This is a genomic window from Erythrobacter westpacificensis (assembly GCF_039542285.1).
Lineage (GTDB): Bacteria > Pseudomonadota > Alphaproteobacteria > Sphingomonadales > Sphingomonadaceae > Alteraurantiacibacter > Alteraurantiacibacter westpacificensis.
The window spans coordinates 368274-390840 of record NZ_BAABHV010000001.1 but is presented as its reverse complement, the minus strand read 5'-3'; the positions used below and the strand labels follow the sequence as shown (position 1 = coordinate 390840).

The 22567-nt window shown below is 65.4% G+C and carries 21 protein-coding genes; 10 read left to right on the top strand and 11 right to left on the bottom strand.

From position 1 onward, the window contains the following. Window positions 1-40 precede the first annotated feature (40 nt). Both ABFX23_RS02040 and ABFX23_RS02035 read right to left on the bottom strand, forming a co-directional pair. Window positions 41-379, bottom strand: a complete 339-nt coding sequence (locus ABFX23_RS02040) for a c-type cytochrome (protein WP_346031463.1) — start codon at window positions 377-379, stop codon at window positions 41-43. Window positions 380-634: 255 nt separating this feature from the next. Next, window positions 635-1864 (bottom strand): RsmB/NOP family class I SAM-dependent RNA methyltransferase, encoded by a 1230-nt coding sequence (locus ABFX23_RS02035; protein ID WP_346031462.1) that lies wholly within the window; start codon window positions 1862-1864, stop codon window positions 635-637. A gap of 57 nt (window positions 1865-1921) precedes the next feature. On the opposite strand from ABFX23_RS02035, the gene ABFX23_RS02030 reads away from it, so the two are divergent. Further along, entirely contained in the window at window positions 1922-2077 is a 156-nt protein-coding gene (locus tag ABFX23_RS02030) for a DUF1674 domain-containing protein (RefSeq protein WP_120077516.1), read from the top strand. Here ABFX23_RS02030 and ABFX23_RS02025 read toward each other — a convergent pair. Genes ABFX23_RS02025 through ABFX23_RS02010 form a run of 4 tightly spaced genes read right to left on the bottom strand, consistent with a single transcriptional unit; the run spans window position 2074 to window position 6949 of the window. After that, window positions 2074-2691 (bottom strand): hypothetical protein, encoded by a 618-nt coding sequence (locus ABFX23_RS02025; RefSeq protein WP_346031461.1) that lies wholly within the window; start codon window positions 2689-2691, stop codon window positions 2074-2076. The two genes, ABFX23_RS02030 and ABFX23_RS02025, sit on opposite strands and share 4 nt — an antisense overlap. Then, a complete protein-coding gene (hemH, locus tag ABFX23_RS02020) occupies window positions 2682-3704 on the bottom strand; it encodes a ferrochelatase (RefSeq protein ID WP_346031460.1) in 1023 nt (340 codons plus the stop codon). Before hemH ends, ABFX23_RS02025 begins: the two co-directional genes overlap by 10 nt. After that, window positions 3701-5974 (bottom strand): xanthine dehydrogenase family protein molybdopterin-binding subunit, encoded by a 2274-nt coding sequence (locus ABFX23_RS02015; RefSeq protein ID WP_346031459.1) that lies wholly within the window; start codon window positions 5972-5974, stop codon window positions 3701-3703. Before ABFX23_RS02015 ends, hemH begins: the two co-directional genes overlap by 4 nt. A 6-nt stretch (window positions 5975-5980) precedes the next feature. Then, a complete protein-coding gene (locus ABFX23_RS02010) occupies window positions 5981-6949 on the bottom strand; it encodes an Mrp/NBP35 family ATP-binding protein (RefSeq protein WP_346031458.1) in 969 nt (322 codons plus the stop codon). A gap of 136 nt (window positions 6950-7085) precedes the next feature. Here ABFX23_RS02010 and hflK point away from each other — a divergent pair, with 136 nt between their 5' ends. From hflK to ABFX23_RS01995, 3 genes are all read left to right on the top strand, one after another. Next, complete coding sequence (hflK, locus tag ABFX23_RS02005; RefSeq protein ID WP_346031457.1) at window positions 7086-8255, top strand: protease modulator HflK; 1170 nt, start codon at window positions 7086-7088, stop codon at window positions 8253-8255. Window position 8256: 1 nt separating this feature from the next. Further along, entirely contained in the window at window positions 8257-9096 is an 840-nt protein-coding gene (gene hflC / locus ABFX23_RS02000) for a protease modulator HflC (RefSeq protein ID WP_346031456.1), read from the top strand. A 153-nt stretch (window positions 9097-9249) separates the two neighbouring features. Beyond that, on the top strand, window positions 9250-10782 hold the full coding sequence (locus ABFX23_RS01995) for a Do family serine endopeptidase (protein WP_346031455.1): 1533 nt from the start codon (window positions 9250-9252) through the stop codon (window positions 10780-10782). Window positions 10783-10892: 110 nt separating this feature from the next. Here ABFX23_RS01995 and ABFX23_RS01990 read toward each other — a convergent pair whose 3' ends face one another. The 4 genes from ABFX23_RS01990 to ABFX23_RS01975 all read right to left on the bottom strand — a co-directional run bounded on the left by ABFX23_RS01990 (window position 10893) and on the right by ABFX23_RS01975 (window position 15013). Beyond that, window positions 10893-13148, bottom strand: a complete 2256-nt coding sequence (locus ABFX23_RS01990; protein WP_346031454.1) for a transglycosylase domain-containing protein — start codon at window positions 13146-13148, stop codon at window positions 10893-10895. A gap of 104 nt (window positions 13149-13252) precedes the next feature. Continuing rightward, entirely contained in the window at window positions 13253-13663 is a 411-nt protein-coding gene (gene msrB / locus ABFX23_RS01985; protein WP_346031453.1) for a peptide-methionine (R)-S-oxide reductase MsrB, read from the bottom strand. A gap of 265 nt (window positions 13664-13928) precedes the next feature. After that, the gene (locus tag ABFX23_RS01980; RefSeq protein ID WP_346031452.1) at window positions 13929-14600 is read right to left on the bottom strand and encodes a glutathione S-transferase family protein; all 672 of its coding nucleotides are present in this window, start codon (window positions 14598-14600) and stop codon (window positions 13929-13931) included. Window positions 14601-14665: 65 nt separating this feature from the next. Further along, window positions 14666-15013 carry a hypothetical protein gene (locus ABFX23_RS01975; protein ID WP_240624660.1) on the bottom strand — a complete coding sequence of 116 codons (348 nt, stop codon included), beginning with the start codon at window positions 15011-15013 and terminating at the stop codon, window positions 14666-14668. Window positions 15014-15342: 329 nt separating this feature from the next. On the opposite strand from ABFX23_RS01975, the gene ABFX23_RS01970 reads away from it, so the two are divergent. The 6 genes from ABFX23_RS01970 to ABFX23_RS01945 all read left to right on the top strand — a co-directional run bounded on the left by ABFX23_RS01970 (window position 15343) and on the right by ABFX23_RS01945 (window position 21895). Then, window positions 15343-16773, top strand: coding sequence for an NAD-dependent succinate-semialdehyde dehydrogenase (locus ABFX23_RS01970; RefSeq protein WP_346031451.1), 1431 nt, complete (start codon window positions 15343-15345; stop codon window positions 16771-16773). A 48-nt stretch (window positions 16774-16821) separates the two neighbouring features. Then, window positions 16822-17877, top strand: coding sequence for an amidohydrolase family protein (locus ABFX23_RS01965; protein ID WP_346031450.1), 1056 nt, complete (start codon window positions 16822-16824; stop codon window positions 17875-17877). Continuing rightward, window positions 17874-19559: an MFS transporter gene (locus ABFX23_RS01960; RefSeq protein WP_346031449.1), complete on the top strand. Its 1686-nt coding sequence runs from the start codon at window positions 17874-17876 to the stop codon at window positions 19557-19559. The genes ABFX23_RS01965 and ABFX23_RS01960 overlap by 4 nt, the downstream gene beginning before the upstream one ends. Before the next feature lie 7 nt (window positions 19560-19566). Next, a complete protein-coding gene (mdlC, locus tag ABFX23_RS01955) occupies window positions 19567-21105 on the top strand; it encodes a benzoylformate decarboxylase (RefSeq protein WP_346031448.1) in 1539 nt (512 codons plus the stop codon). A 278-nt stretch (window positions 21106-21383) separates the two neighbouring features. Next, window positions 21384-21692: a hypothetical protein gene (locus tag ABFX23_RS01950; protein ID WP_346031447.1), complete on the top strand. Its 309-nt coding sequence runs from the start codon at window positions 21384-21386 to the stop codon at window positions 21690-21692. Between the two features lie 8 nt (window positions 21693-21700). Beyond that, entirely contained in the window at window positions 21701-21895 is a 195-nt protein-coding gene (locus ABFX23_RS01945; protein ID WP_346031446.1) for a YadA-like family protein, read from the top strand. Between the two features lie 139 nt (window positions 21896-22034). On the opposite strand, the gene ABFX23_RS01940 is transcribed toward ABFX23_RS01945, so the two are convergent. Then, window positions 22035-22496 (bottom strand): DUF3237 domain-containing protein, encoded by a 462-nt coding sequence (locus ABFX23_RS01940; protein WP_346031445.1) that lies wholly within the window; start codon window positions 22494-22496, stop codon window positions 22035-22037. Window positions 22497-22567: the final 71 nt, after the last annotated feature.

The following is a 22567-nucleotide window of genomic DNA, read 5'->3' as shown; positions in this document are numbered from 1 at the left end:
GAAAGATGCAGGAGCATCGCCCCCGCTTTCTCCCTTGCCCTCAATCCCGTTCCCGAAGCGCGTCGAGGTAGGCGAGCAGGTTCGCGATATCGCCATCTTCGAAAACGAAGACCGGCATTTCCATTGAGTGGCCGACCTGCACGCCGCGCTCGAACGAAGCCTCGACAGCCCAACTCGGCAGGCGATGTGCCGCACGGCGCAGGCTTGGGGCATCCCGGTGGGGCGATACGCCGTCATCCAGTGCATGGCAGCTGGCACAGTTCGCCTGGGCGAAAGCCCTGCCCTCGGCCTCGCTCTCGGTAAGACTATCCGTTTCGCGATCGGTCACGCAGGCGGCAGTCAAAAGCGAAGCTGCGACGATCAATGGAAGCTTGGTCACGATAATACACACCTCTTTTCCCTGACGCCGTCTAGCCCAGCCCGACGCATCGATACAAGCGGCGAGTACCGTTGGAAGCAGGCCATGAGGTGTGTCACCTACCAGCCTGTCCGGCCAGAATGTGAATCACCTCAACCTTGCTCGAGTTAATGCTGCTTTTTCAGTTCGGTGGCGGGTCTGCGCGGTGCGCGGGCCGTCTGCGTCCGGCTGTGGTTAACTATCTGTGTTAACCCTGCCGCCCTGAGGCTAAGCACTTCATACCTTGAAGCGGGCGACGAAAAAGCCGTCCAGCCCGCCATCGTCCGGCAACATTCCCGGATCTGTGCGAACGTACCCAGCCTCGGTCGGCTGCAATCCGGCAGGCAGTTCGTCGGCGCGGATGGGATAAGGGGTGAGGGTGCAGGCGGCAGCAATGTCGTCGCCTTCCTCGCGCTCCAGCGAGCAGGTGGCATAGACCAGTGCCCCGCCCGGCTTCACCCACCCGCTCGCGCGGGCCAGCAGCTTCGCTTGCAATTCGGCCATCTCGGCAATCTGGCGCGGCCCGATGCGGTGGACCACTTCGGGATGGCGACGGCAGGTGCCCGTGGCAGTGCAGGGCGCATCCAGCAGCACGGCATCGAACGGCGCGTCCGGCTCCCAATCCAGCGCGTCGGCGATCACGGTGTACGCGTCCAGCCCGGTGCGGGCGAGATTCTCACGCAGGCGCATCATGCGTTTCGGGTGAGCATCCAGTGCGGTAACGTCCCAGCCGTTCGCGGCAAGCTGCATGGTCTTGCCGCCCGGAGCAGCGGCGATGTCAAGCACGCGTTTTCCTTCGCCTGCGCCCAATAAACTGGCCGGGATGCCCGCCGCCAGGTCCTGCACCCACCAGCTACCTTGCTCGTAGCCGGGGAGGTCGGTGACGGAGGTGCCGCGCGGCAGGCGCAGGTGGCCGGGCGCGAGGCTGGCGGCCTGCATCCGCGCCGCCATTTCATCGGTGAGTTCGGGCGCTTTAAGCCGCAGGTCGAGCGGCGGAGGTGCGGCGATCCCGGAAGCGATGGCAGACGCCCGCTCGCCCCAGCGCATAGCGACGGCTTCGGGGAGGGTCGGCACCGCAGGCAGGGTTGCCTCCTGCCGGGTCAAAGTCGCAAAGACGCCGTGCGCGAGCCGCTTCGGTCCGCCGTCCAGCAGGGGCAGCGCGGTGGCGATTACGGCATGCGGCGGGGTTTCCAGCCGTAGCCAGCCTGCCAGCATGAACCGCAGCACCATGCGCGCCTTGGCATCGTCCGGGAGAGGGTTCTTCGTGGCGGAATCGATCAGCGCATCGAGATCGACCAGCCAGCGCAGCACTTCGCCGGCCAGCGCCTTCGCCAGTGCGCGGTCGGAAAAAGCGGGCAGGCCGTTCGCCGCTCCGCCCGCCTGCTCCAGCGTTTCGCCCCGGCGCAGCACGGCATCGAGCATCTTGAGCGCGGCGCGGCGCGGTTGCAGTCCGGGGGTTCTGGTCATGACATGCCCCTAGGGCCAGTTGCGCCCCAGCGCCAGAGCGCCCATGTAGGGGCCGCTATGAAAAGAGCGACGAAAAGACCTGAAGGCTTTACCAAGCCCGCCCACTGGACCAACGATCCGCCGCCCGCGCCGGAAAAGGGCAAGGTGGACGAGGAACTCAGCCCCACCCGCTATGGCGACTGGGTCAAGGACGGGATCGCGATCGACTTCTAGGACTCGTCGCGATGTTCGGGAGCGGGTCCGAAGACTTTCTCCCAATCGATCCGCAACAGCAACACCAGGCCGATCAGCAGCAGCACCTGCAAGGCGATGCCCCATGGGCTGGACAGCGAATCGCGAAACACGTCGCCCAACGATGAATGCGCGATCAGTTGCGCGGAGCCGGCATAGATCGAATAGGACACCAGCCGCCCGGCAAAGAACGCAGCGGTGAAGGCGGCGATGGGAATGCCCGCGAGCCCGACGGCGGCGAACAGTTGCGCCGATGGCACGGGAGACACTGCGAAAAGTGCCAGCGCCGCAAGGCCGTTGCGCTTCTTGCGCTCGAACGCGGCGCGCGCTGCGGCGAGACTGCGCTTGGTCTTCTGCGGCACGTAGTTTGCCAGCAGGCGGAAGCCGTTAGCCAGGGTGAAACGACCCGACGCAGCCGCCAGCGCCCCTACCCCCACGATACCCGGCACCGGCATTTCTGTGTTCAGCCCGAACAGCACGATGACAGACCATGTCGGCGGACCGAAGGCAGGCAGCAGGTTGATGGCATAGACCACGCCGAACAGGATCAGGAATTGGGTGACGCCGCCCGATGCGGCGCCGAAAGTCAGATCCACCCGCCCAACTCGCGCCGGATCATCGTCTCCAGCATGGCCATGCCGGCATCGCTGGTGTTGAGGCAGGAAAGCGTGGCGAACTCCTCGCCGCCCGCTTCCTCGAACTGTTCCTTGCCCTGGATGGCCAACTCTTCCAGCGTCTCCAGGCAATCGGCGGAGAAACCGGGCGCGGCAATGGCGAGGCGTTTCGTACCCTTCTCGCCTTCCGCCATCAGCGTGGAATCGGTGGCGGGCTCAAGCCACTTGGCAGGGCCGAAGCGGCTCTGGAACGTGGTGATCATGCGGATGTCGGGCCGCGCCATTTTCGCTTCCAGCAGCCGCGCTGTCTTGCGACAATGACAGTGATAGGGATCGCCAAGGTCCAGCGTGCGCTGCGGCATCCCGTGAAAGCTCAGCAGCAGCACTTCGGGCCTGAAATCCAGCGCGTCCAGCTGACGGCCAAGGTCCGTTGCCAGCGCCTCGATATAGGCGGAATCGTCGTGATAGGGCGGCAGCGTGCGAAGGCTCGCCTGCCAGCGTTTTTCGCGCAGCCAGTCCGCTGCCTTGTCCACCACCGTTGCCGTCGTCGCGGCGCAGTATTGCGGATAGAGCGGGGCGAGCAGGATGCGGTCGCACCCGGCGTCCATCAGCTTTTCAAGCTGGGCCGGAATGGCAGGCTCGCCGTAGCGCATGGCCCTTTCCACCATCACGTCCTCACCCAGCCGCGCCTGCAGGCCCGCCGCCTGATCGGCGGTGATGGCGGCGAGCGGGGAGCCCTTGTCGGTCCACACCTCGCGGTAGGCGGCGGCGCTTTTCTTCGGGCGGGTGTTGAGGATGATGCCGCGCAGGATCGGCTGCCAGACCAAAGACGGTATCTCGATCACGCGCCTATCGGACAGAAATTCACCCAGGTAGCGGCGCACCGGCCCGGTTTCGGGGGCTTCGGGCGTGCCCAGGTTGACTACGAGGACGCCGATTCGGCCTGACTTTACAGGTGGATGGTCTTGGGGAAGCTGTTGCGCGGTCCAGGTCATGGAAGCGCCGATAGCAGCGGAAGGCGGCGCAGGCGAACCCCTGTTGCGCTGGCAAAGGCGTTGGCGACAGCCGGGGCGACCGGGGGCACTCCGATTTCGCCGGGGTCGAACGGCTCCGCGTCGCTGGCGACCAGTTCGATCACGATCTCGGGGCAATCCTCCAGCGTGGGCATGGCCAGCGCAGAGAGCCGCTGGTGCGTTGGCAGGCCCTCGGAATAGTCGGTGGAACAGCCCAGCGCCATGGCAAGGCCGAACACCATGCCGCCCTCTATCTGCTGCAGGGCGATGTCGCGGTTCACCACCCGGCCGATGTCGACGCAGGCAAACAGCCGCCGCGCGCGCAGGCCGCCTTCGCCGGCGCCAGCCTCCGCCACTACGGCGATGCGTCCAACAGCGTCTCCCAGTTGCATCCGGTGGCAGGCCATGCCCTGCCCGCTGCCGGGCCGCCCGCCGTCCCAGCTGGCAAGGCGCGCGGCGCGTTGCAGCACGTCCGCCATGGCGGGATCGCCGCCCAGCATGGCGATGCGGTAGCTCATCGGCTCGCGCTCATGGTCCTGCGCCAGTTCGTCGATGAAGCATTCGCGCATGAAGCAGTTGTAGCCATCGGCCTGCCCGCGCATCGGAGCACTCGGCAGCATGGTGACGACCGGCACATGCTCAACCGAGAGGTTGGGCACGCCGTATGGCCCGGCCAGTCCCGAGACTGCAAAGGGATCGGCCTCACCTTCCAGCGCGTCGATCGCGGCCCAGCTCACCTCGTTCTCGAACAGGCGGCGGCCGAATTCGCGCATGGTCGGCGGGCTGGCGACGCGCAGGCGCAGGGCGGCGATATTGCCTTCGTCGTCGGTCTGCGCGGCGACGAGGCCAGCGGCGGGCGGGCGCGGCTTGCTGGCGACCATTTCCTGCCAGCGGGACCATGTCAGCTGCACCGGCCTGCCCACTTCGCGCGCCAGCAGGGCGACTTCGATGGCCACCTCGTTATCGAGCCGCCTGTCGAAGCTGCCGCCTGCCGAAACCGGGTAGAGCACGACCTTGCCAGCACTCATGCCCAGCGCCCTGGCGGCAGCCTTGCGCGCCTGCTCCGGTGCCTGCGTGGGCAGCCACAGTTCGAGGATACCGTCCATCAGCCGCGCGGTCGCGCTGGTCGTCTCGATCGTGGCATGGACACCGGGCGAAATATCGTAGCGGCGCGACATGGTGGGGGTGTAGCCCTCGATGCCCTCGCCGCGCTTCTCGAACACAGTGCCCGGCCCCTCGGCCAGGTGACGCCCGAGCGCCTCGTTGATGGAAGAGCTTCGCGCCGGGCGATCTATGCCGAAGCGCGGGGCGATGGATTGCAGCGCCTGCTCGGCTGCCCACCAGTTGTCCGCCACGGCGGCCAGCCACCGCTTGCCGCGCACCAGCTGGATCACGCCGCGCTGCCCGCTGGCGAGCGATGCGTCGAAATCGAGCAGTTCTGCCTTGTCGTGCGGGCCGTGCCGGATGGCGGCAAAGACCATGCCCGGCAATCGCACGTCGCCCGCAAAGACGTGGCTGCCGTCCACCTTGGAAGGCAGATCTACGCGGGGAAAGGCAGGCGCGATGTCCGTATCCTGTATGCCCGCCAGCACCGCCTGATCGACCGGTGCCTCGGTCTTGAGCGGCGGCGGGTCGGGCGGATCGAAGCGCGCGGCATCCAGCGCCAGTTCGGCAAAACTGGCGGCCTTGTCGTCGTGATAGACCACGCCGTTTTCCGCCCGGCACTGTTCCCACGACACATCCCATCGCTCTGCCGCCGCCTGTTGCAACATGGCCCGCGCGGCGGCGCCCGCATCGCGGCAAGCGGCCTCGTAGGCGGCCAGCGTGGTGCCGCGGGCGGTGACGGTAAAGCGTTCGTCCTGCGCCCAGTTGCGCAGCAGGGCATCGTCCGGATCATCCGCCAGCGCCGGGATCACCGGCTTCCACAGCGGTGCCCACTCTGCGGCGAGCGGCAGGTTAGCATAGGCCCCGCTGACCGGCGCAGGCTCGGCCGCGACTTGCCGCCAGTCCGCGCCCAGTTCCATTGCCACGATCTGCGGCAGCAGGGTGGTGACGCCCTGACCCATCTCCAGTTGCGGCACGGCAACCGTTACCACGCCATCGGCGCCTATCTTCAGCCAGGCGTCGACCGCAAACTCGTTTTCACCGGGTGCGAGCGGGTTCTCGAACTCGCGCGGAAGCAGGCTCCACGCCACCAGCAGGCCACCGCCGACCGCCGCGCCTGCCAGCAATCCGCGCCGCGAGACCTTCACCCGCCGTCAGCCTTTCGCCTTGCCGAGATAGTCGGCCAGCCCTGCCGCGATACCCGCGAAATGCGGACCGTGCTCGGTATCGTTGGCGGCAGGCGGCTGGCCGGTGTCGCTGGCCACCCGGATTTCCATGGCGAGCGGGATGCGGCCAAGAAACGGCACGCCTAGCGCCTGCGCTGCGGCTTCCGTTCCGCCCTGCCCGAACGGATTGCTGATCGCGCCGCATTCGGGGCACAGGTATCCGGCCATGTTCTCCACCAGGCCGACGATCGGCACCTGCGCCTGCTTGAACAGGTCGATGGCGCGCGTCGCGTCAATCAGGGCGAGATCCTGCGGGGTGGAGACGACCACGGCACCTGCGGGCTTGAACTTCTGCAGCATCGTAAGCTGCACGTCGCCGGTGCCGGGCGGCAGGTCCACGATCAGCAGTTCGGTATCGCCCCAGTCTGCGTCCATCAGCTGCGCCAGCGCCTGACCCACCATAGGGCCGCGCCAGGCAATGGCCTTGCCCGGTTCGATCAGCTGGCCCATCGACAGGACCTTGACGCCGAACTCACTCTCGGTCGGGATGAGTGTCTGCCCCTCTGCCCGCACCTTCTCGTTCGCGGTGCCCAGCAGCAGCGGCTGCGAGGGGCCGTAGATATCGGCATCCACCACGCCGACCTTGACGCCCTGATTGGCGAGCGCCACGGCAAGGTTGGTGGTGAGCGTGGACTTGCCCACGCCGCCCTTGCCCGAACCCACGGCGATGATCTGGCGCTGCACCTTGTCCGCCATCAACGCGACGCGGACCTCGTCCACGCCTTCGACCGCGCCCACGGCTTCTTCCAGTTCGCGCTGCAATTGCGCCGCGGCGCTGCGGCCAAGGCCGCCGGCGTCGGCGATGATCGTGGCCACCCCGTCCCTGAACTTTGCGGATTTCACCATGCCGGAAAGTTCGGGCGGAATGGCGGCGGTGACGTCTTTATCGCTACTCATGGCGGGGACTGCTAGCGCCTTCGTCGGCCAAGGTCAGCAATATTGGACCTTCGACCCCCTGTTTTTTGTCGAAACCTTACCTATAGATAGGTGCATGACATCTTTGGGTGGGTTTTTCGAAAGGTTCGGCCTGGCAATGGCTGGAAAGCGCAATCCCTGGGGGAAGCCCCCCGGCGGCTCTGGTGGTGGTAACGACGATGGCGGCTCCGGCGGCGATGGCGGGGATGACGCGCCGGCCGGCGGGAACGATGCACCGCCCCCGCGCGGACCGCGCAACCCGTGGCTGCCCGGCGGCGGCTCCGCTGGTGGCGGCTCGGATCGCGGACGGCGCAGCGCCAATATCGAGGACATCTTCAAGAACCGCGGCCCCGAAGGCCCGCGCCGTCGCGGTGGCGGCGGTCCGGGCGGACCGAACTTCCGCATCCCGCAGCGTCCCGGTGGCGGCAGCTGGTTCCCACTGGCAATCGCCGCCATCATCGGCGTGTGGGTCCTGGCCACCTCCATCCACTTCATCCAGCCGCGCGAGCAGGCCACCGTCACGTGGCTTGGCGGCAAGTATTCGCGCACGCTCAACCCCGGCACGGAATGGACCTTCCCCTGGCCGATCCAGTCGGTGAGCGTGGAAAACGTGAGCGAAATCCGCCGCGAGACGATCGGCGACGGGGCCGAGAACCTGATCCTTACAGGGGACCAGAACCTCGTCGACCTCTCCTACCTCGTGCGCTGGAACATCAAGGATCTGGTTCTTTACGAATTCCAGCTGGCCGATCCGCAGGAAACCCTGCGCGAATCCGCCGAAAGCGCCATGCGCGCCGCCATCGCGGAAACCGATCTCGACACCGTGCTCTCGGGTGCGGGCCGCGAACAGGTGGAAACGCGGGTGCGCGAACGGATGCAGACGCTGCTCGATTCCTACGGCGCGGGCATTGCCGTTCAGGGCGTGGAAATCGCCCGTACCGAAGCCCCGCAGCAGGTGATCGAGGCGTTCAACGACGTGCTTGCCGCGCGCCAGGACGCCGAGCGCAACCTGAACGAGGCGCGCCGCTACGAACAGCAGTTGCTCGCTTCTGCCCAGGGTAGCGCGGCCGAGTTCAACGAAATCTACTCGCAGTACCGCCTCGCGCCCGAAGTGACGCGGCGCCGCCTGTATTACGAAACCATGGAGCGTGTCTTGCGCGATACCGACAAGACCATTGTCGAAGCCGATGGCGTGACCCCCTACCTGCCGCTGCCCGAAGTGCGCCGCCGTTCGCAGGAAGCGCAGGGTCCGTCGCTCACCGTCTCCGGCCAGCAGGGAGGGCAGTAAGATGTGGGAACGCTACAAGACCGCAATCGTCGCCGTTGCCGTGCTGGCGGTGCTGGCCATGTCCATGATGGTGATCGTCCCCGAGACGCATCAGGGCGTCGTGATCCGCACCGGTGAACCCAACCGGGTCATCAATCGCTTCGATCCGGACGAGCCCTATGGCCAGACCGGAGCGGGCCTCTCCTGGCGCATTCCGATCCTGGAACGCGTGCAGATGGTGGACCGGCGCGTGCTCGATCTCGACATGGAAGGCGAAACCGTCCTCTCGAACGACCAGCAGCGTCTCGAAGTGAACGCCTATGCCCGGTATCGCATCTTCGATCCCGTGCTGTTCGTGCAGAGCGCATCGAGCGAGGAGCAGCTGGTCAACCAGCTCGAACCCATCCTCACCTCGGTGCTGCGGCAGGAGCTTGGCCGGCGGACTTTCGCCAGCCTACTGACGCCGGAACGCGGCACGGCCATGAGCAACATTCGCGCAGCGCTGGACCGGCAGGCCCGGCAGTACGGCGCGCAGGTGCTGGACGTGCGTATCAAGCGCGCGGACCTGCCGCAGGGCACGCCGCTGCAGGCCGCGTTCAACCGCATGGAATCGGATCGTCAGGAAGAAGCCGAAACGATCCGCGCCGGTGGCCGCCGCGATGCGCAGATCATCCGGGCGGAGGCGGAAGCCAACGCCGCGCAGATCTATGCCGAAGCGTACAACCAGGACCCCGACTTCTACGACTTCTTCCGGGCCATGCAGTCCTATCGCTCCACTTTCGAGGGCGGCTCAGGCGAAAGCTCGATCATCCTGAGCCCGGATAACGAATACCTCCGCCAGTTCCGCAATCCCGGTCGCTGACCGGGGCGGGATTGACGACTACACTTGTCGTTAAACGCGCGTTCAGCCGGTTTCGGGTGGAAGGCGCGTCTCGGGACGGAACCAATTGCGCCCCCATGCGAATGCATCAGGAGGACGCGTGAAGACCAAGAGGATACAAAGGACGTGAAGCCAGTGCGCTATTCATACGCTTTCACATCGGCCCTGCTGGCAGGCGGGGCAGCCATTTCACTGTTGACGGGTTTTCCCGCAGGTGCCCAGGTCGCACAGAACGACCGTATCCAGATGCAGAACACCGTGCCGGTTGCAGGTGCGCCTGCCAGCTTCGCGGACCTGACGGAGGCGCTGCAACCGGCGGTGGTGAACATCTCCACCCGCCAGTCCATCACTATCCCGCAGGCGCAGAACCCGTTCGAGGGCACGCCCTTCGGCCAGTTCTTCAACCAGCGCCGCGGCGGACCGCAGCGGCGCGAGGCGACCTCGCTCGGCTCGGGCTTCATCGTCTCTGCCGACGGCTACGTCGTCACCAACAACCACGTCGTCTCGCCCGATGCGCGCGCAACGCTGGAAGAGGTGACGGTCACTCTGCCCAACGGCACCGAATACGAAGCCGAACTGGTCGGCACCGATCCCTCGTCCGACCTTGCCGTACTGAAGATCAGCCGTCCCGAACCCTTCCCCTTCGTCAACTTCGGCGACAGCGCGCAGGCGCGCGTGGGGGACTGGGTGATCGCCATCGGCAATCCCTTCGGCCTTGGGGGGACGGTGACAAGCGGTATCGTTTCCGCTGTGCAGCGTTCCACTGGCTCGGGCGGCGCGTTCGACCGCTACATCCAGACAGACGCCGCCATCAACCGCGGCAACTCCGGCGGCCCGCTGTTCGACATGCAGGGCAACGTCATCGGCATCAACAACGCCATCCTCTCGCCTTCGGGCGGCAGCGTGGGCATCGGCCTCGCCATCCCCGCAGAGGACGCAGCACCCATCGTGCGCACCCTGATCGCGGGTGAAGCGATCGAGCGCGGCTATCTGGGCGTGCAGATCCAGCCGGTGGACGAGGATATCGCCGAAGCTCTCGGCATCGAGGAAGGTGTTGGCGAACTGGTTCAGGGCGTGCAGCCCGGCGAAGCCGCCGAAGGCGCTGGCCTTCAGCCGGGCGACGTGGTGGTATCGGTCAACAGCCAGGAAGTGACGCCCGACAATACCTTGTCGCGCATCGTCGCCAACATCGAACCGGGCACCACCGTGCCGCTCACCTTCATCCGCAATGGCGAGCGACGCCGCGTGAACCTGACCGTGGGCCGCCGCCCCAGCGAGGAAGAGCTGATGCGGCAGAACATGTTCCAGGGCGAGGACGAAAGCATGCCCGCGCCCGAACCGGAGGAAAGCGGCAGCGGCCTGATGGAAGAGGTGCTGGGCATTCAGGCGGTAGAGATCACGCCGCAGATCGCTCGTCAGCTCGGCCAGCCTGCCGACACCACGGGTCTCGCGATCCTCGCGGTCGATCCGGCATCCGATGCTGCACGCCGGGGCCTCGCACGCGGGGTAATGATCCTGTCTGCGAACGGACGCGAAATCGCCAGTGTCGAGGAACTCGAAGCGGTGCTGCGCGCCGTGCAGAACGATGGCCGCGAAGCCGTGCTGCTGCGCGTTCGCAGCCGCCAGGGCACCACGCAATCGGTTCCGGTTCGCTTCATGGAAGACTAGGCAGGCAGCCGCCCGATCATCGTATCGGAATGAAATACGAAGGGGCGGAGCCGCAAGGCTACCGCCCCTTCATCGTTTCTGGCCAGTTTTCCGCCGCGAGGGGTGCCAGCCTAGAACCGCTGTTCGATAATCCCGCTGGGCGCCGGGCGATAGTTCTGCTGCCGGTCGTCGCGCGGCAGGTCCTGACCCGTCGCGCGCTCCAGGAAATCGTCGCTCGCAGCAGGAGGCGGATTGGCGCGGCGCGGGGGCTGCGCGCGCGTGGGCGCGGGTTCGGGTAATTGGCCGGGCCGCACGTCCATGCCGCGCGGATCCAGCGGATCGCGCACCACGTTCTCGCCCTCGCCTTCGACATCGAAGCCTTCGCCATAGCGGCCCTGGTTCCCGCTCGGATCCACCAGGTTGCCCTGCTCGTCGATGTAGAAGTAATAATCCTCGTCCTCGCCGAAGTAGAATTCATCGTCCGGCTCAAGCTGCCACTCGGGCAGTTGCAGGTCGGTGTCGAATTCCTCCACCGGGCGGTCGCGCACGGCATAGCGCATGAAGGCGGCAAAGGCCTGCGCCGGGGCGCGACCGCCCTGCAGCGCCGGCACGCGATCGTTGTTGTCCATGCCCATCCACACGCCGGTGGTGATGCCGCTGGAAAAGCCGACAAAATAGCCGTCGCGGTTCGAACTGGTAGTGCCGGTCTTGCCTGCGACGGGGCGTCCGATCTGCGCCGCACGTCCGGTGCCGGTGGCAACGGAGGTCTGCAACAGGTCCGTGATCCCGGCCGCGACATAGTCCGGCACCAACGTGTAGGCGCGCGATTCCTTGTGGGTGTAGAGCTCTTCACCATCGGCGGTGGTGACGCGCATGATGCCATAGGGCTCGATGGAGCGCCCGCCCGCGGATACCGCGGCAAAGGCGCGCACCATGTCGATCAGACGCACTTCCGATGTGCCCAGCACCATCGAGGGATAGGTGCTGATCGGCGTGGTGATGCCGAACCGGCGCGCCATGCTGGCAACGTTGGAAAAGCCCACTTCGTTGCCGAGCTGCGCGGCAACGGTGTTCTTCGAATAGGCAAAGGCACTGCGCACGTCGATCTCGCCGGCATAGGTGCCGCCGGAATTGCGCGGGCTCCAGTCGTTGATCGTCACCGGCACGTCCTGCACCCGGTCGTCCGGGGTGTAGCCCGCTTCCAGCGCGGCGAGGTATACGAACAGCTTCCACGCAGAGCCCGGCTGGCGCATCGCATCGGTGGCGCGGTTGTAGTTGGACGTGACGTAGTCGGTGCCGCCCACCAGCGCGAGGATCGCCCCGTCGCGGTCCAAGCTGACAAGCGCGCCCTGAGCCTGCCCCGGCACGTTGGACTGGATGGCCGTGGTTGCCGCACGCTGCATGCCCACATCCAGCGTGGTCCACACTTCGATCGGCTCGAACGTACCGCTGGGCAGCAGCAGGTCGAGCTGCGGCAGGGCCCAGTCGGTAAAATAGCGGATCGAGTTCTGCCCCTCGGTGGTGGACAGCTTCACCGCATCCACGTTCACCTGCCGCGCCACGGCCGGGTCGAGGTCGCCATAGCGCACCATCTGCCCAACCACCACGTTGGCACGGCCCACGGCGGCTTCCACGTCTGCGGTGGGGGAATAGCGGCTGGGAGCCTTCACCAGACCGGCGATGATCGCGGCTTCTTCCAGGCTAAGGTCGCGGGCGGAATGGCTGAAGAACTTGCGGCTGGCGGAATCGATGCCGTAGGCACCGCCGCCGAAATAGACCTTGTTCAGGTACAGCTCGAGGATTTGTTCCTTCGAGAAACGCCATTCCAGCGCCATCGCCAGCACCGCTTCGCGCAGCTTGCGGTCCAGCGTGCGATTGGAATTGAGGAAGACGTTGCGGGCCAGCTGCTGGGTGATGGTGGAGGTGGCCGAAACCTGCCGATCCTCGATCGTGGCGTTGTAGACCGCGCGGGCGAGGCCCATCGGGTCGACGCCGAAGTGCGAATAGAAGCGGTGATCCTCCACCGAGATCATCGCCTGCTTCATCACACCGGGAATTTCGTCCGCTTCCAGCCACTGGCCATAGCTCGGCCCCAGTTCCACGATCTGCGAACCGTCGCGGGCGCGCACGAGGATGGTCTGCCCGTTCTGGCTTTCGCGAAGGGAGGCGTAGGACGGCAGGCTGCGCGAGGCGAAGAACACTGCCGTGGCGAGGCCGATGGCGGCGAGCAGTGCCACCAGCACGCCGCCGATGGCCGCCCGCTTCGTCCAGCGCCAGAAGGTCGCCTTGAAACCACGCTCGGCAGCTTCCCGCTCACGCGCCTTCGATGCGGCGCGGCGCGAACGGGTTCCTCTTTTGTTGGAGCTGCTGCCCCGACGCTTCGACATCAGTCGTCAAAATCCTGCAATCGCGCGCTTGGCAAGCGCAATCCTTCAGCTTCGGCACCGCCATGCATAGGGCAAACGTAATGCAGGGTGAACGCCCGGCACGATCATTCGCCCGGTTTTTCCTCCGGTTCGAATTGCAGCGCTGCAGAATTGATGCAGTAGCGCAGCCCTTCCGGCCCCGGCCCGTCGGGGAAAACGTGGCCCAGGTGTCCGGCGCACTTGCTGCACACCACTTCGGTGCGAACCATGCCGTGCGAGACATCCTGGTTCATCTCCACCGCCGACTGGTCGGCAGGCGCGGTGAAGCTGGGCCAGCCGGAGCCGCTGTCATACTTGGCTTCGCTTTCGAACAAGGGCTGCCCGCAACCGGCGCACTTGTATTCGCCCTCGGCCTTGTTCTTCTCGTACTTGCCGGTGAAGGCCCGTTCGGTCCCCGCCTCGCGCAGCACGCGGTACTGTTCCGGGGTCAGCTTCTCGCGCCATTCGGCTTCGGTGAGATTAAGTTTGTCCGACATCAGGAATACTCCGTGTTTGTTTTTCGCTCCCACCTCCGTGGGAGCGTCCTCGCTAGATGCGCTCCGCTTCGCTGCGCGCCCGCTGCGGGCGGGCATTCGCCCTTGCGGCCTGCTAGGGGCAGGCCGAACTGCTAAAGGCTCTAACGTTTAAGAAGAATATCGGTTCGCCGAAGGCGAACCGCAAGGCCGAACGGCCGCCCGAGCTTATGCGAGGAAAGCCAAGCAGCGCGGACGCGCTGCGCCCGGCGCTTGAGGGACCTACAAATCACGCATTCACATCGGCGTAGTGTCGCGGTGCGGGAAGTCCTTCCATCTTCTGGCTCAGCAGCGGAGCGAAGCTGGGGCGGCTCTTCATCACGCGGTACCATGCATGGGACTGGTCATGCCCGGTCCAGTCGATCCCGCCGAGATAGTCGATCACCGAGAGCTGTGCGGCGGCGGCAAAGTCGGCGAGGCTGAGCTGGGCCCCTGCCAGCCAGCGGCGGTTGTCGATCAGCCAGTCGATGTAGTCGAGATGCTCGTGCGTCAGCCGCATGGCCGCGCGCAAGGTGCCGCTGTCGGGCGACTGGCGCAGGATCAGGCGCTTCTTCATCTTCTCGTAGATCAGCGGCTCGGTCACGTCGCCGTAGAGGCCGTCGTCGAACAGCGCCGTCAGGCGGCGCACTTCGGCGCGTGCGGCGGCGGAGCCGGGGATCAGGGGGCTCTTGCTTTCGGTTTCCTCAAAATATTCGCAGATCGCCTGGCTGTCGATCAGCACCAGCCGCCGTTCGGCATGGTGCAGCACCGGGGTCTTGCCCGCCGGGTTCAGCGCGTGAAAGGCGTCGTCATCTTCCCACGGGTAGGCCTTCTGCAAAGTATAGGGCACTTTCTTTTCGGAAAGCACCAGCTGTACCTTGCGGCTGAATGGACAGAGCGGGAAGTAGTAGAGTTGCCACATGCTTGCCTGTTGCTAATGCCGCAACAGGCGTTTCGGGTCCAGCGCCCAGAGCGAATGGTCGACGATTATTCTGCGGGCAAAAGGGTGAGGCACACGGGCATGACCTCGTCGATCGTGCCTTCGTCCCACAGGTCCTGCGCCTCGGCGGAAAGCGCGGCGGAGATTTCCTCGCGGCTGAGGCCGGCCTCGTCCATCACCTGCGCCGATGCCCGGACGAAGAATTCGCGCCCGCGCTGCGAGAGGTCGGGATAGCGCAAGGCGTCCGCATTGCCGTTGGCCTGACCATTGGCGACGATGGCGAAGGCGGCGGAGCAGCGCACCAGCATCCGGTGATCGAGGCTGAGCTGCGGCGTCTGCGCAAGGGCAAGCGACGGGGTGATTGCAAGCGCGACGGCGATGACAGTTCGGATCATGGTTACTCTCCTAGCGCGTCCAAGCTTAACCTGCGCCTTCAGCCAATTTGCCGCCGCGTCCCCAATCTCGTTGACTCTATCCGCCCGCTCCCACAATTGTAAGCACAACTTACGATTTGGGAGAGTCGAGAATGTCCGAGAGCCGCGAGGCCACTCCGACTGGCACGAGCGCGGAAAGGCAGGAGGAGCAACGGTCCTTGTCGCCTGCTATGCACTTGTCGAAGGGCTGCCTTTGCATCTAGGCAGCCGGAATTGACCGGATAATAAAAGGACGGACTTGCGACAGCCTCCGTGGAAGCGGGTCGCGGCGATGTCTCGAGAGGAGTTCCATGACACAGTACCCAGCCCTCCACATGGTGATCGACGGCGAGAAGGTTTCCGGCGGGGGCCGGCGCACATTCGATGTCGTAAACCCCGTTACCGGCGAAACGCTGGCCGAACTGCCGCTGGCCGACAAGGCCGATCTCGACCGTGCGCTGGAAACCGCGCAGCGCGGCTACAGGATCTGGCGCTACACGCCCGCGGCGGAACGAGCGAAAGTGCTGCACGGTGCGGCGGCCCTGATCCGCCAGCGCGCCGACGACCTTGCCCGCATTGCCACGATGGAAGAGGGCAAGCCGGTGGGCGAGACGAAGATCGAATGCATGGCCTCTGCCGGATGGTTCGATTTCGCCGCCGGTGAATGCCAGCGCCTCTACGGCCGCGAACTGGTGCGCCCGGTGGGTCAGCGCAGCGTCGTGCGGTGGGAGCCGGTCGGCCCCATTGCCGCTTTCGCGCCGTGGAACTTCCCCCTCGGCAATCCCAGCCGCAAGCTGGGCGCAGCCGTGGCGGCGGGTTGTTCGATCATCCTGAAAAGTGCGGAAGAAACCCCGGCCTCGGCGCTGGGCATCCTGCAATGTCTTTACGATGCGGGCCTGCCCAAGGAAGTGGCGCAGGCCGTGTTCGGCGTGCCCGACAAGGTAAGCAGCCACCTGCTCGCCAGCCCCATCATCAAGAAGCTCAGCTTCACCGGCTCTACGGTCGTCGGCAAGCATCTCGCCAAGCTGGCGGCGGATAACATGATCCGCACCACCATGGAGCTTGGCGGTCACGGCCCGGTGCTGGTGTTTGACGATGCCGACGTGGACACGGTGCTCGCCACCGCCGCTCCGGGCAAGACCCGCAACGCCGGGCAGGTGTGCGTGTCCCTCACGCGCTTCATCGTGCAGGAAAACGTGTTCGAAAAGTTCCGCGACGGCATGGCGGAGCGTCTGGCCGCCACCGTCGTCGGCGATGGCCTGAAGGACGGCACGCAGATGGGCCCGATGGCCAATCCGCGCCGCCCCGATGCGATGGAAAAATTCGTCGCCAACGCGAAAGACAAGGGCGCGCGCGTCAACACCGGCGGCGAACGCATCGGCAACCAGGGCTATTTCTTCCAGCCGACCGTGCTGAGCGAAATCCCGCTGGATGCCGAAGTGATGAACGAGGAGCCGTTCGGCCCGCTCGCCCTCATCAATCCCTACAAGTCCGAGGACGACATGATCGCCGAGGCGAACCGCCTGCCCTATGGCCTGGCGGGCTATGCCTGGACCAACGACGTGAAGCGCCAGCGCCGGCTGGCCGACGAAGTGGAAGTCGGCATGATGGGGATCAACACGCACATGATCGCAGGGCCCGACGCGCCGTTCCAGGGTGTCCAGTGGTCCGGCCACGGCAGCGAGGACGGTCCCGAGGGCGTGAAGGCCTGCATGGTCGTGAAAGCGGTCCACGAAGGCTGATCGGCCGGGGCTGAATACTGAAACGCGCTTGATGGGAGAGGATGGCGCATGACGAGTGAACTGAAAACCGGCGGCCAGCATGGCTACCTGCGGATTGCGACCGAGGAGGCATTCGCCACCGAGGAGCAGATGGACGCAATCCTGCGGCTGGTGAAGGAAGGCCGCGCCGACAAGGGCACGGTTTCGCTGTGGGGTTTCTACGGCACCAGCCCAAGCGAGCGGACCACCTTCATCCGTGAGCGGCTGCTTGATCTTGGCGACCTGCGCCTCGCCGCGATGGACGAGGCCGGGATCGACAAGGCCGTGCTGGCGCTTACCAGCCCCGGCACGCAATCCCTGCACGACGCCGAGGAAGGCAAGGGTATCGCATCGCGCGCCAACGATCGCCTCGCCGCCGCCTGCGAGAACCATCCGGACCGTTTCATCGGCATGACCGCGATCTGCCCGCAGGACGCCGAATGGTCCGCGCAGGAACTGAAGCGCGGCAAGGAAGAGCTGGGCTTCGTCGGCGTGCAGGTGAACAGCCACACGCATGGCCATTACCTCGACGAAGAGCAGTTCGACCCCATCCTGCGCGCCTGCGCCGACATGGACATCCCGCTCTACATCCACCCGCAGGGCCCGCCCGACGAGATGATCGGCGGCATGGTGGACGCAGGGCTGGAAGGCGCGATCTTCGGCTTCGCGATGGAAACCAGCTACCACGCGCTGCGCATCCTGACGACGGGCGTGTTCGACCGCTATCCTTCTCTGAAGCTGGTGCTGGGCCACGGCTGCGAGGGCCTGCCGTTCTGGATCGACCGCTTCAATTACATGTTCAACGCCGGCGTCCGCTCGCAGCGGTACGACAGGCTGAAGCCGCTGCAGCACAGCCTGCACCACTACCTGCGTAACAACGTCTGGGGCACGAACTCCGGCCTGCCCAGCCCGGCCAGCATCAAGTTGATGATGGAAGTGATGGGCGAGGACCGCGTGCTCTACGCGATGGACTATCCCTACCAGTACGTGCCCGATGAAGTGCGGCTGCTGGACGCGATGGACATTTCGCAGGAACAGAAGGTCAAGTTCTTCCAGACCAATGCAGAGAAGCTGTTCGGCCTGTGAGCGATAGCCCTTCGACGACGCCGCCTGCGGCAGGTTCGGCCCCCGGCGTTCCGCTTTCGCCTGCCGCGCCGGGAGAAGCCAAGGCCGACAACCGCATCAGCCGCTATGGCTGGCATGCGATCATCCTGATGTCGTCCGCCCAGATGATGAGCCTGCTCGACCGGCAGATCCTCTCCATCCTGGCAAACGATATCCGCAACGACCTGGGCATCGGCGATGCCGAGATGGGGCTGCTCTACGGCACTGTCTTTGCGCTGTTCTATGCCCTGTTCTCGCTCCCGCTGGGGCGTCTGGTAGACGGCTGGACACGCACGAAGCTGCTGGCAATCTGCCTTGCCGGGTGGAGTTTCTTCGCAGGGCTCGCCGCCTTTGCCCAGGGGTTCACCCTGCTCGCCATTTCCCGCCTCGGCGTGGGCGTGGGCGAGGCAGCGACGCAGCCTGCGGCCAATTCCATCCTGTTCGATTCGCTGCCCAAGAGCCGGCGCGGCCTTGCCATGGGCGGTCTCGGGGTGGGCCTTGCCTTGGGACTCGGCCTTTCCATGGCGCTGGGCGGGATTGCCGCCGAGTGGTGGGATCTGCGCTATGCCGATGGCGGCGCGCCGCTGGGCTTTCGCGGCTGGCAGTTCGCTTTCATCGTCGCCGCCCTGCCCGGCTTCCCGCTGGCATGGCTGATCTACAAGCTTCGCGAGCCCGAACGCGGGGCGATGGACGGCATCACCACGAAGAAGGATCCCGCTCCCTTCCGCGCCAGTGCAGGGGTGCTGGGTGCCGTCACGCCGGGCACCAACTGGATGAACCTGTGGCGCCGCGATGCGGGGGCGCGGCAGTGGGCAATAAACCTGATTGGGCTGGCCGTAATTCTCGGCTTCTGCGCGCTCATGGTGAACCTCACCTCCACCTATTCGCCGCGCCCGGCTCTGGATTTCGGTGCCGTCTCGCTCAGCCCGCACGTGCTCCAGTGGGGCGTATTCGGCTTCGGCGCATTCGTGGTGCTCAACCTGTTCCAGAATTTCCGTCTTACCGACAAGCCGACGTTCAACGTGGTGCTCAATCCCTCGCTGCTGATGATCATGGTGCTGGGCGGCCTGCAGACCGCCATCAACTACGGTGTAATGTTTGCCAGCCCGCAGATCCTCATCCGCCAGTTCGGCCTGTCGATGGCCGACGTCGGCCTCCAGTTCGGTCTGCTTTCTGCCCTGCTCGCAACAATCGGCGCGCTGGTTGCAGGCCCGCTGGCGGACTGGCTGCATGCAAGAATGGGAGCCAAGGGAATGATCATCCTGGTCATCCTGTCGCTGGGCATCTCGCCATTCTTCGGCATCTGGACGTACAGCGCCGAAACGCTGACCGAGTTTTACGTGCGCTACACGATCTACTCGCTGATCCTCACGCTGTGGCTGCCGCCTACCTACACCTTGCTGCTGGGCCTCGCCCTGCCGCGGATGCGCGGGATCATCTTCTCCACCTACCTCGTCATCATGACATTGCTGGGCCAGGGCCTCGGCCCCTATTTCGTGGGGATCATTTCGGATCAGAACGGCGGCGACCTGGCGCAGGCGCTTATCACGCTCAACCTCGTCTGTCCGTTCATCGTGGTGCTGCTGCTGATCGTGCTGTCGCGGTACAAGAAGGACGAAGCAGGCATGCTCGACCGCGCGCGGCGCGGCGGCGAGGAGGTTTGACAACAAGATGACAACGGTGCGTGAAGCTTCGTTCGCGGTGTTCGAGCATTTCGGCGTGGATCGCCTGTTCGGCAACCCGGGGTCTACCGAATTGCCCATGCTAAAGGGGATGCCGTTCCCTTACGTCATGGGCCTCAACGAAGCGGTGGTGATGGGCATGGCCGATGGCTACGCCCGCGCATCCCGCAAGCCCGCTCTCGTCAACCTTCACAGCGCGGCGGGCACCGGGCATTCGCTGGGTAACCTGTTCACCGCGTGGAAGAACAATGCGCCCATCGTGGTGACGGCGGGTCAGCAGGCGCGCTCCATCCTCCCTTTCGACCCGTTCCTCTATGCCGAGCGGCCGAGCGAATTCCCGCGTCCCTATGTCAAGTTCGCGATCGAACCCGCCCGCGCCGAGGACGTGCCGCTGGCCCTGATCCGCGCCTTCATCACCGCGCTCACCCCGCCGATGGGTCCGGTGTTCGTGTCCATCCCCGTGGACGACTGGGAACGGGAGTGCGAGATGCCCGGCTTGCCGGATGTCGATGCCGTCACCGTGCCATCTGCCACCGGGATCGATCGGCTTTCCGCGATGCTGGACGCTGCCGAACGCCCCGCGCTGGTGCTGGGCACCGGCGTTGCCAATGCGGGTGGCTGGAAAAGCGCCATCGCGCTGGCAGAAAAAGCCGGGTGCGCGGTGTTCGCAGCGCCCTACGCCGCGCGCGAGACGTTTCCCGAAGACCACCCGCAGTTTGCAGGCTTCCTCAACGCCTGGCGGGACCAGATCCGTGACGCGCTCGATCCGTTCGATGCCATCCTCGTGGCAGGCGCCCCGGTCTTCACCTATCACGTCGAGGGCAGCGGTCCGCACTGGCCGCCCCATGCCAGGCTGATGGCCCTGTCCGACGATCCGCAACACCTCGCCAACCTTCCCGGCGGGGGCGGCGTGCTGGGCGACGTGGACAACGGGCTGGCCCTTCTGGCAGAACGGACCAACAAGCGGGCCTATTCCGGCCCCACCCACCAGCTGATCGACCCACCTGCGGAAATGACCGCAGCCTATGTGCTGAAACGCATTGCAGCGCTGCGGCCGGAAGATGCGATCATCGTCGAGGAATCGCCCACCGCGCGCGGGCCGGAACACGTTACCCTGCCGATCACGCGAGAGGGCGGCTTCTATTCCTGCGCCAGCGGCGGCCTCGGCTATTCGCTGCCCGGCGCGCTGGGTGTGGCGATGGCCCAGGATGACAAGGTGATTGCCGTGCTGGGTGACGGCGCAGCCATGTACACGGTCCAGGGCATGTTCACCGCGTTCCAGGAGAGGCTGCCGATCAGTTTCGTCATCATGAACAACTCGGCCTACGCCGCGCTTACGGGCTTTTCCGGCGAATTCGGGATGAACCACGTGCCCGGCTGCGACCTTACCGGCCTCGATTTCGTGAAGATTGCCGAGGGACACGGCGTAGCCGGCCGCCGGGTCGACACGGTCGAGGATCTCGACGCAGCTCTGGAATGGAGTTTCGGCGCCAGCAAGCCGACGCTGCTCGACCTGCGCATTGCCTGAGGCGTTAGCGCCGTGTTTACGAAGTTACCCCGCCGTTAACCGCGCTCCTTACCTTTCCTATCCCCTGTATTCCCTTCATTTTGCGAAAATTTTCGCATTGGGGGGCTGCAATTCGTGAAAAATGGCGTGGCTTGTGCGTCGCCCAGAATCGGGTAACCACCGCAGTCGGGGGGCTGCGACGCGCAACAGGGGGAGTATTCACATGGAGAGTCAGGGTTCTTCCCTCCTGCCGTCGTACCGTCCTTTCGCGGCCCGGTTCGACCACACAGGAGGAATAAATGAGAAATTCGGATTCGAAATCTTTCCGTAAGATGACGACCATGGCGCTGGGCGCGTCGGGTCTTGCTCTTGCTACCATCGCGATGGTGGGTGCGAGCCCTGAAAATGCCAGCGCAGCCGAGTGTCTTCTCGACACCAACGACAACGGGGTTGCCGATCCCGCCGACACCGACAACGGTGCGACCTCCACCAGCGAAGACGCACTGGCTTGCGGTGAAAACTCGGAAGCCACGGGCTTTGAATCGATCTCGACCTCACGTCGCAGAACGCCAAGGGCGTACGGGAAGCGAACGAAGGTGTCGCCATAGCGCTGTCGATGGAATCGCCGGTCCTCATGCCGACCGATAGCTTCGGTGTTGCCGGCGGCTTTGGCTACTACAACAACCGCGTTGCCGGTTCGGCCAGCTTTGCTGCCCGCATCAACGACAATGCGGCCTTCACCGGTGGCTTCGGCATCGGCTTCGACGAAGGCGAAGTCGGCGCGCGCGCCGGTTTCCAGGTCACCTGGTAAGGAAATCCGGCCAGGCGCCGGATAGCCCGAACGGGTAAGAGGGGGCGGCTCGCGAGGGCCGCCCCTTTTTCATGCGCGCAAGAAACGGCGCGGGAATCATTCCCGCGCCGTTCTTTACATCCAGCTACTCAGCGCGAACTCAGGTCACGCGCCACACCCACAGCTTGATAGAGTTGGCATAACGCGCCCCGCTGCAGATGAAGATGGAGCGGTTGAGCCAATCGTATTTCCCGTCGGGCGCGATGAATTCGGGCACCGTGCGGAAGTAGTATTCACTGGGGTCGACATCCTCCCCGGCAACGAGGCGGCGCATCACGTCCACCGGTCCGTGGCGCAGCCCGCGATTGCGGATCTGGATCAGCGCGCCATCGTCGGTCTCGATGGCATAAAGCGCATCCGCCACCGTCACCCCGTCGGAGCGGGTGAGCTGCCAGTCGCCGGAATTGCCCATCAGCTTGCCCGATATCTTCGGCCCCTTCACATAGCCGCCCGACAGGATCGGGATGATGCGCCGAGTGCCATCGTAAGTCTCGCCGATCTGGCGCGGTTCCTCCAGCTCTCCGCTGGCTTCGTAGACAAATTCCAGTCCGGGTTCGATCATCGGCGTCTCCTCTTCCTGCCCCCTGTTCCGTGCAGCAGTCCAAAACGTCAACCAGTGTGCGCTAATATATC

What these genes read in the sequence shown, in the direction of transcription:
- ABFX23_RS01990 (WP_346031454.1), bottom strand. Translation starts at nt 13,148, where the DNA reads ATGTCGAAGCGTCGGGGCAGCAGCTCCAACAAAAGAGGAACCCGTTCG.
- ABFX23_RS01970 (WP_346031451.1), top strand. Translation starts at nt 15,343, where the DNA reads ATGACACAGTACCCAGCCCTCCACATGGTGATCGACGGCGAGAAGGTT.
- ABFX23_RS02035 (WP_346031462.1), bottom strand. Translation starts at nt 1,864, where the DNA reads ATGACCAGAACCCCCGGACTGCAACCGCGCCGCGCCGCGCTCAAGATG.
- ABFX23_RS02030 (WP_120077516.1), top strand. Translation starts at nt 1,922, where the DNA reads ATGAAAAGAGCGACGAAAAGACCTGAAGGCTTTACCAAGCCCGCCCAC.
- ABFX23_RS01950 (WP_346031447.1), top strand. Translation starts at nt 21,384, where the DNA reads ATGAGAAATTCGGATTCGAAATCTTTCCGTAAGATGACGACCATGGCG.
- ABFX23_RS01980 (WP_346031452.1), bottom strand. Translation starts at nt 14,600, where the DNA reads ATGTGGCAACTCTACTACTTCCCGCTCTGTCCATTCAGCCGCAAGGTA.
- msrB (WP_346031453.1), bottom strand. Translation starts at nt 13,663, where the DNA reads ATGTCGGACAAACTTAATCTCACCGAAGCCGAATGGCGCGAGAAGCTG.
- ABFX23_RS01975 (WP_240624660.1), bottom strand. Translation starts at nt 15,013, where the DNA reads ATGATCCGAACTGTCATCGCCGTCGCGCTTGCAATCACCCCGTCGCTT.
- ABFX23_RS01965 (WP_346031450.1), top strand. Translation starts at nt 16,822, where the DNA reads ATGACGAGTGAACTGAAAACCGGCGGCCAGCATGGCTACCTGCGGATT.
- hflK (WP_346031457.1), top strand. Translation starts at nt 7,086, where the DNA reads ATGGCTGGAAAGCGCAATCCCTGGGGGAAGCCCCCCGGCGGCTCTGGT.
- ABFX23_RS01940 (WP_346031445.1), bottom strand. Translation starts at nt 22,496, where the DNA reads ATGATCGAACCCGGACTGGAATTTGTCTACGAAGCCAGCGGAGAGCTG.
- ABFX23_RS02010 (WP_346031458.1), bottom strand. Translation starts at nt 6,949, where the DNA reads ATGAGTAGCGATAAAGACGTCACCGCCGCCATTCCGCCCGAACTTTCC.
- hflC (WP_346031456.1), top strand. Translation starts at nt 8,257, where the DNA reads ATGTGGGAACGCTACAAGACCGCAATCGTCGCCGTTGCCGTGCTGGCG.
- ABFX23_RS01945 (WP_346031446.1), top strand. Translation starts at nt 21,701, where the DNA reads ATGGAATCGCCGGTCCTCATGCCGACCGATAGCTTCGGTGTTGCCGGC.
- hemH (WP_346031460.1), bottom strand. Translation starts at nt 3,704, where the DNA reads ATGACCTGGACCGCGCAACAGCTTCCCCAAGACCATCCACCTGTAAAG.
- mdlC (WP_346031448.1), top strand. Translation starts at nt 19,567, where the DNA reads ATGACAACGGTGCGTGAAGCTTCGTTCGCGGTGTTCGAGCATTTCGGC.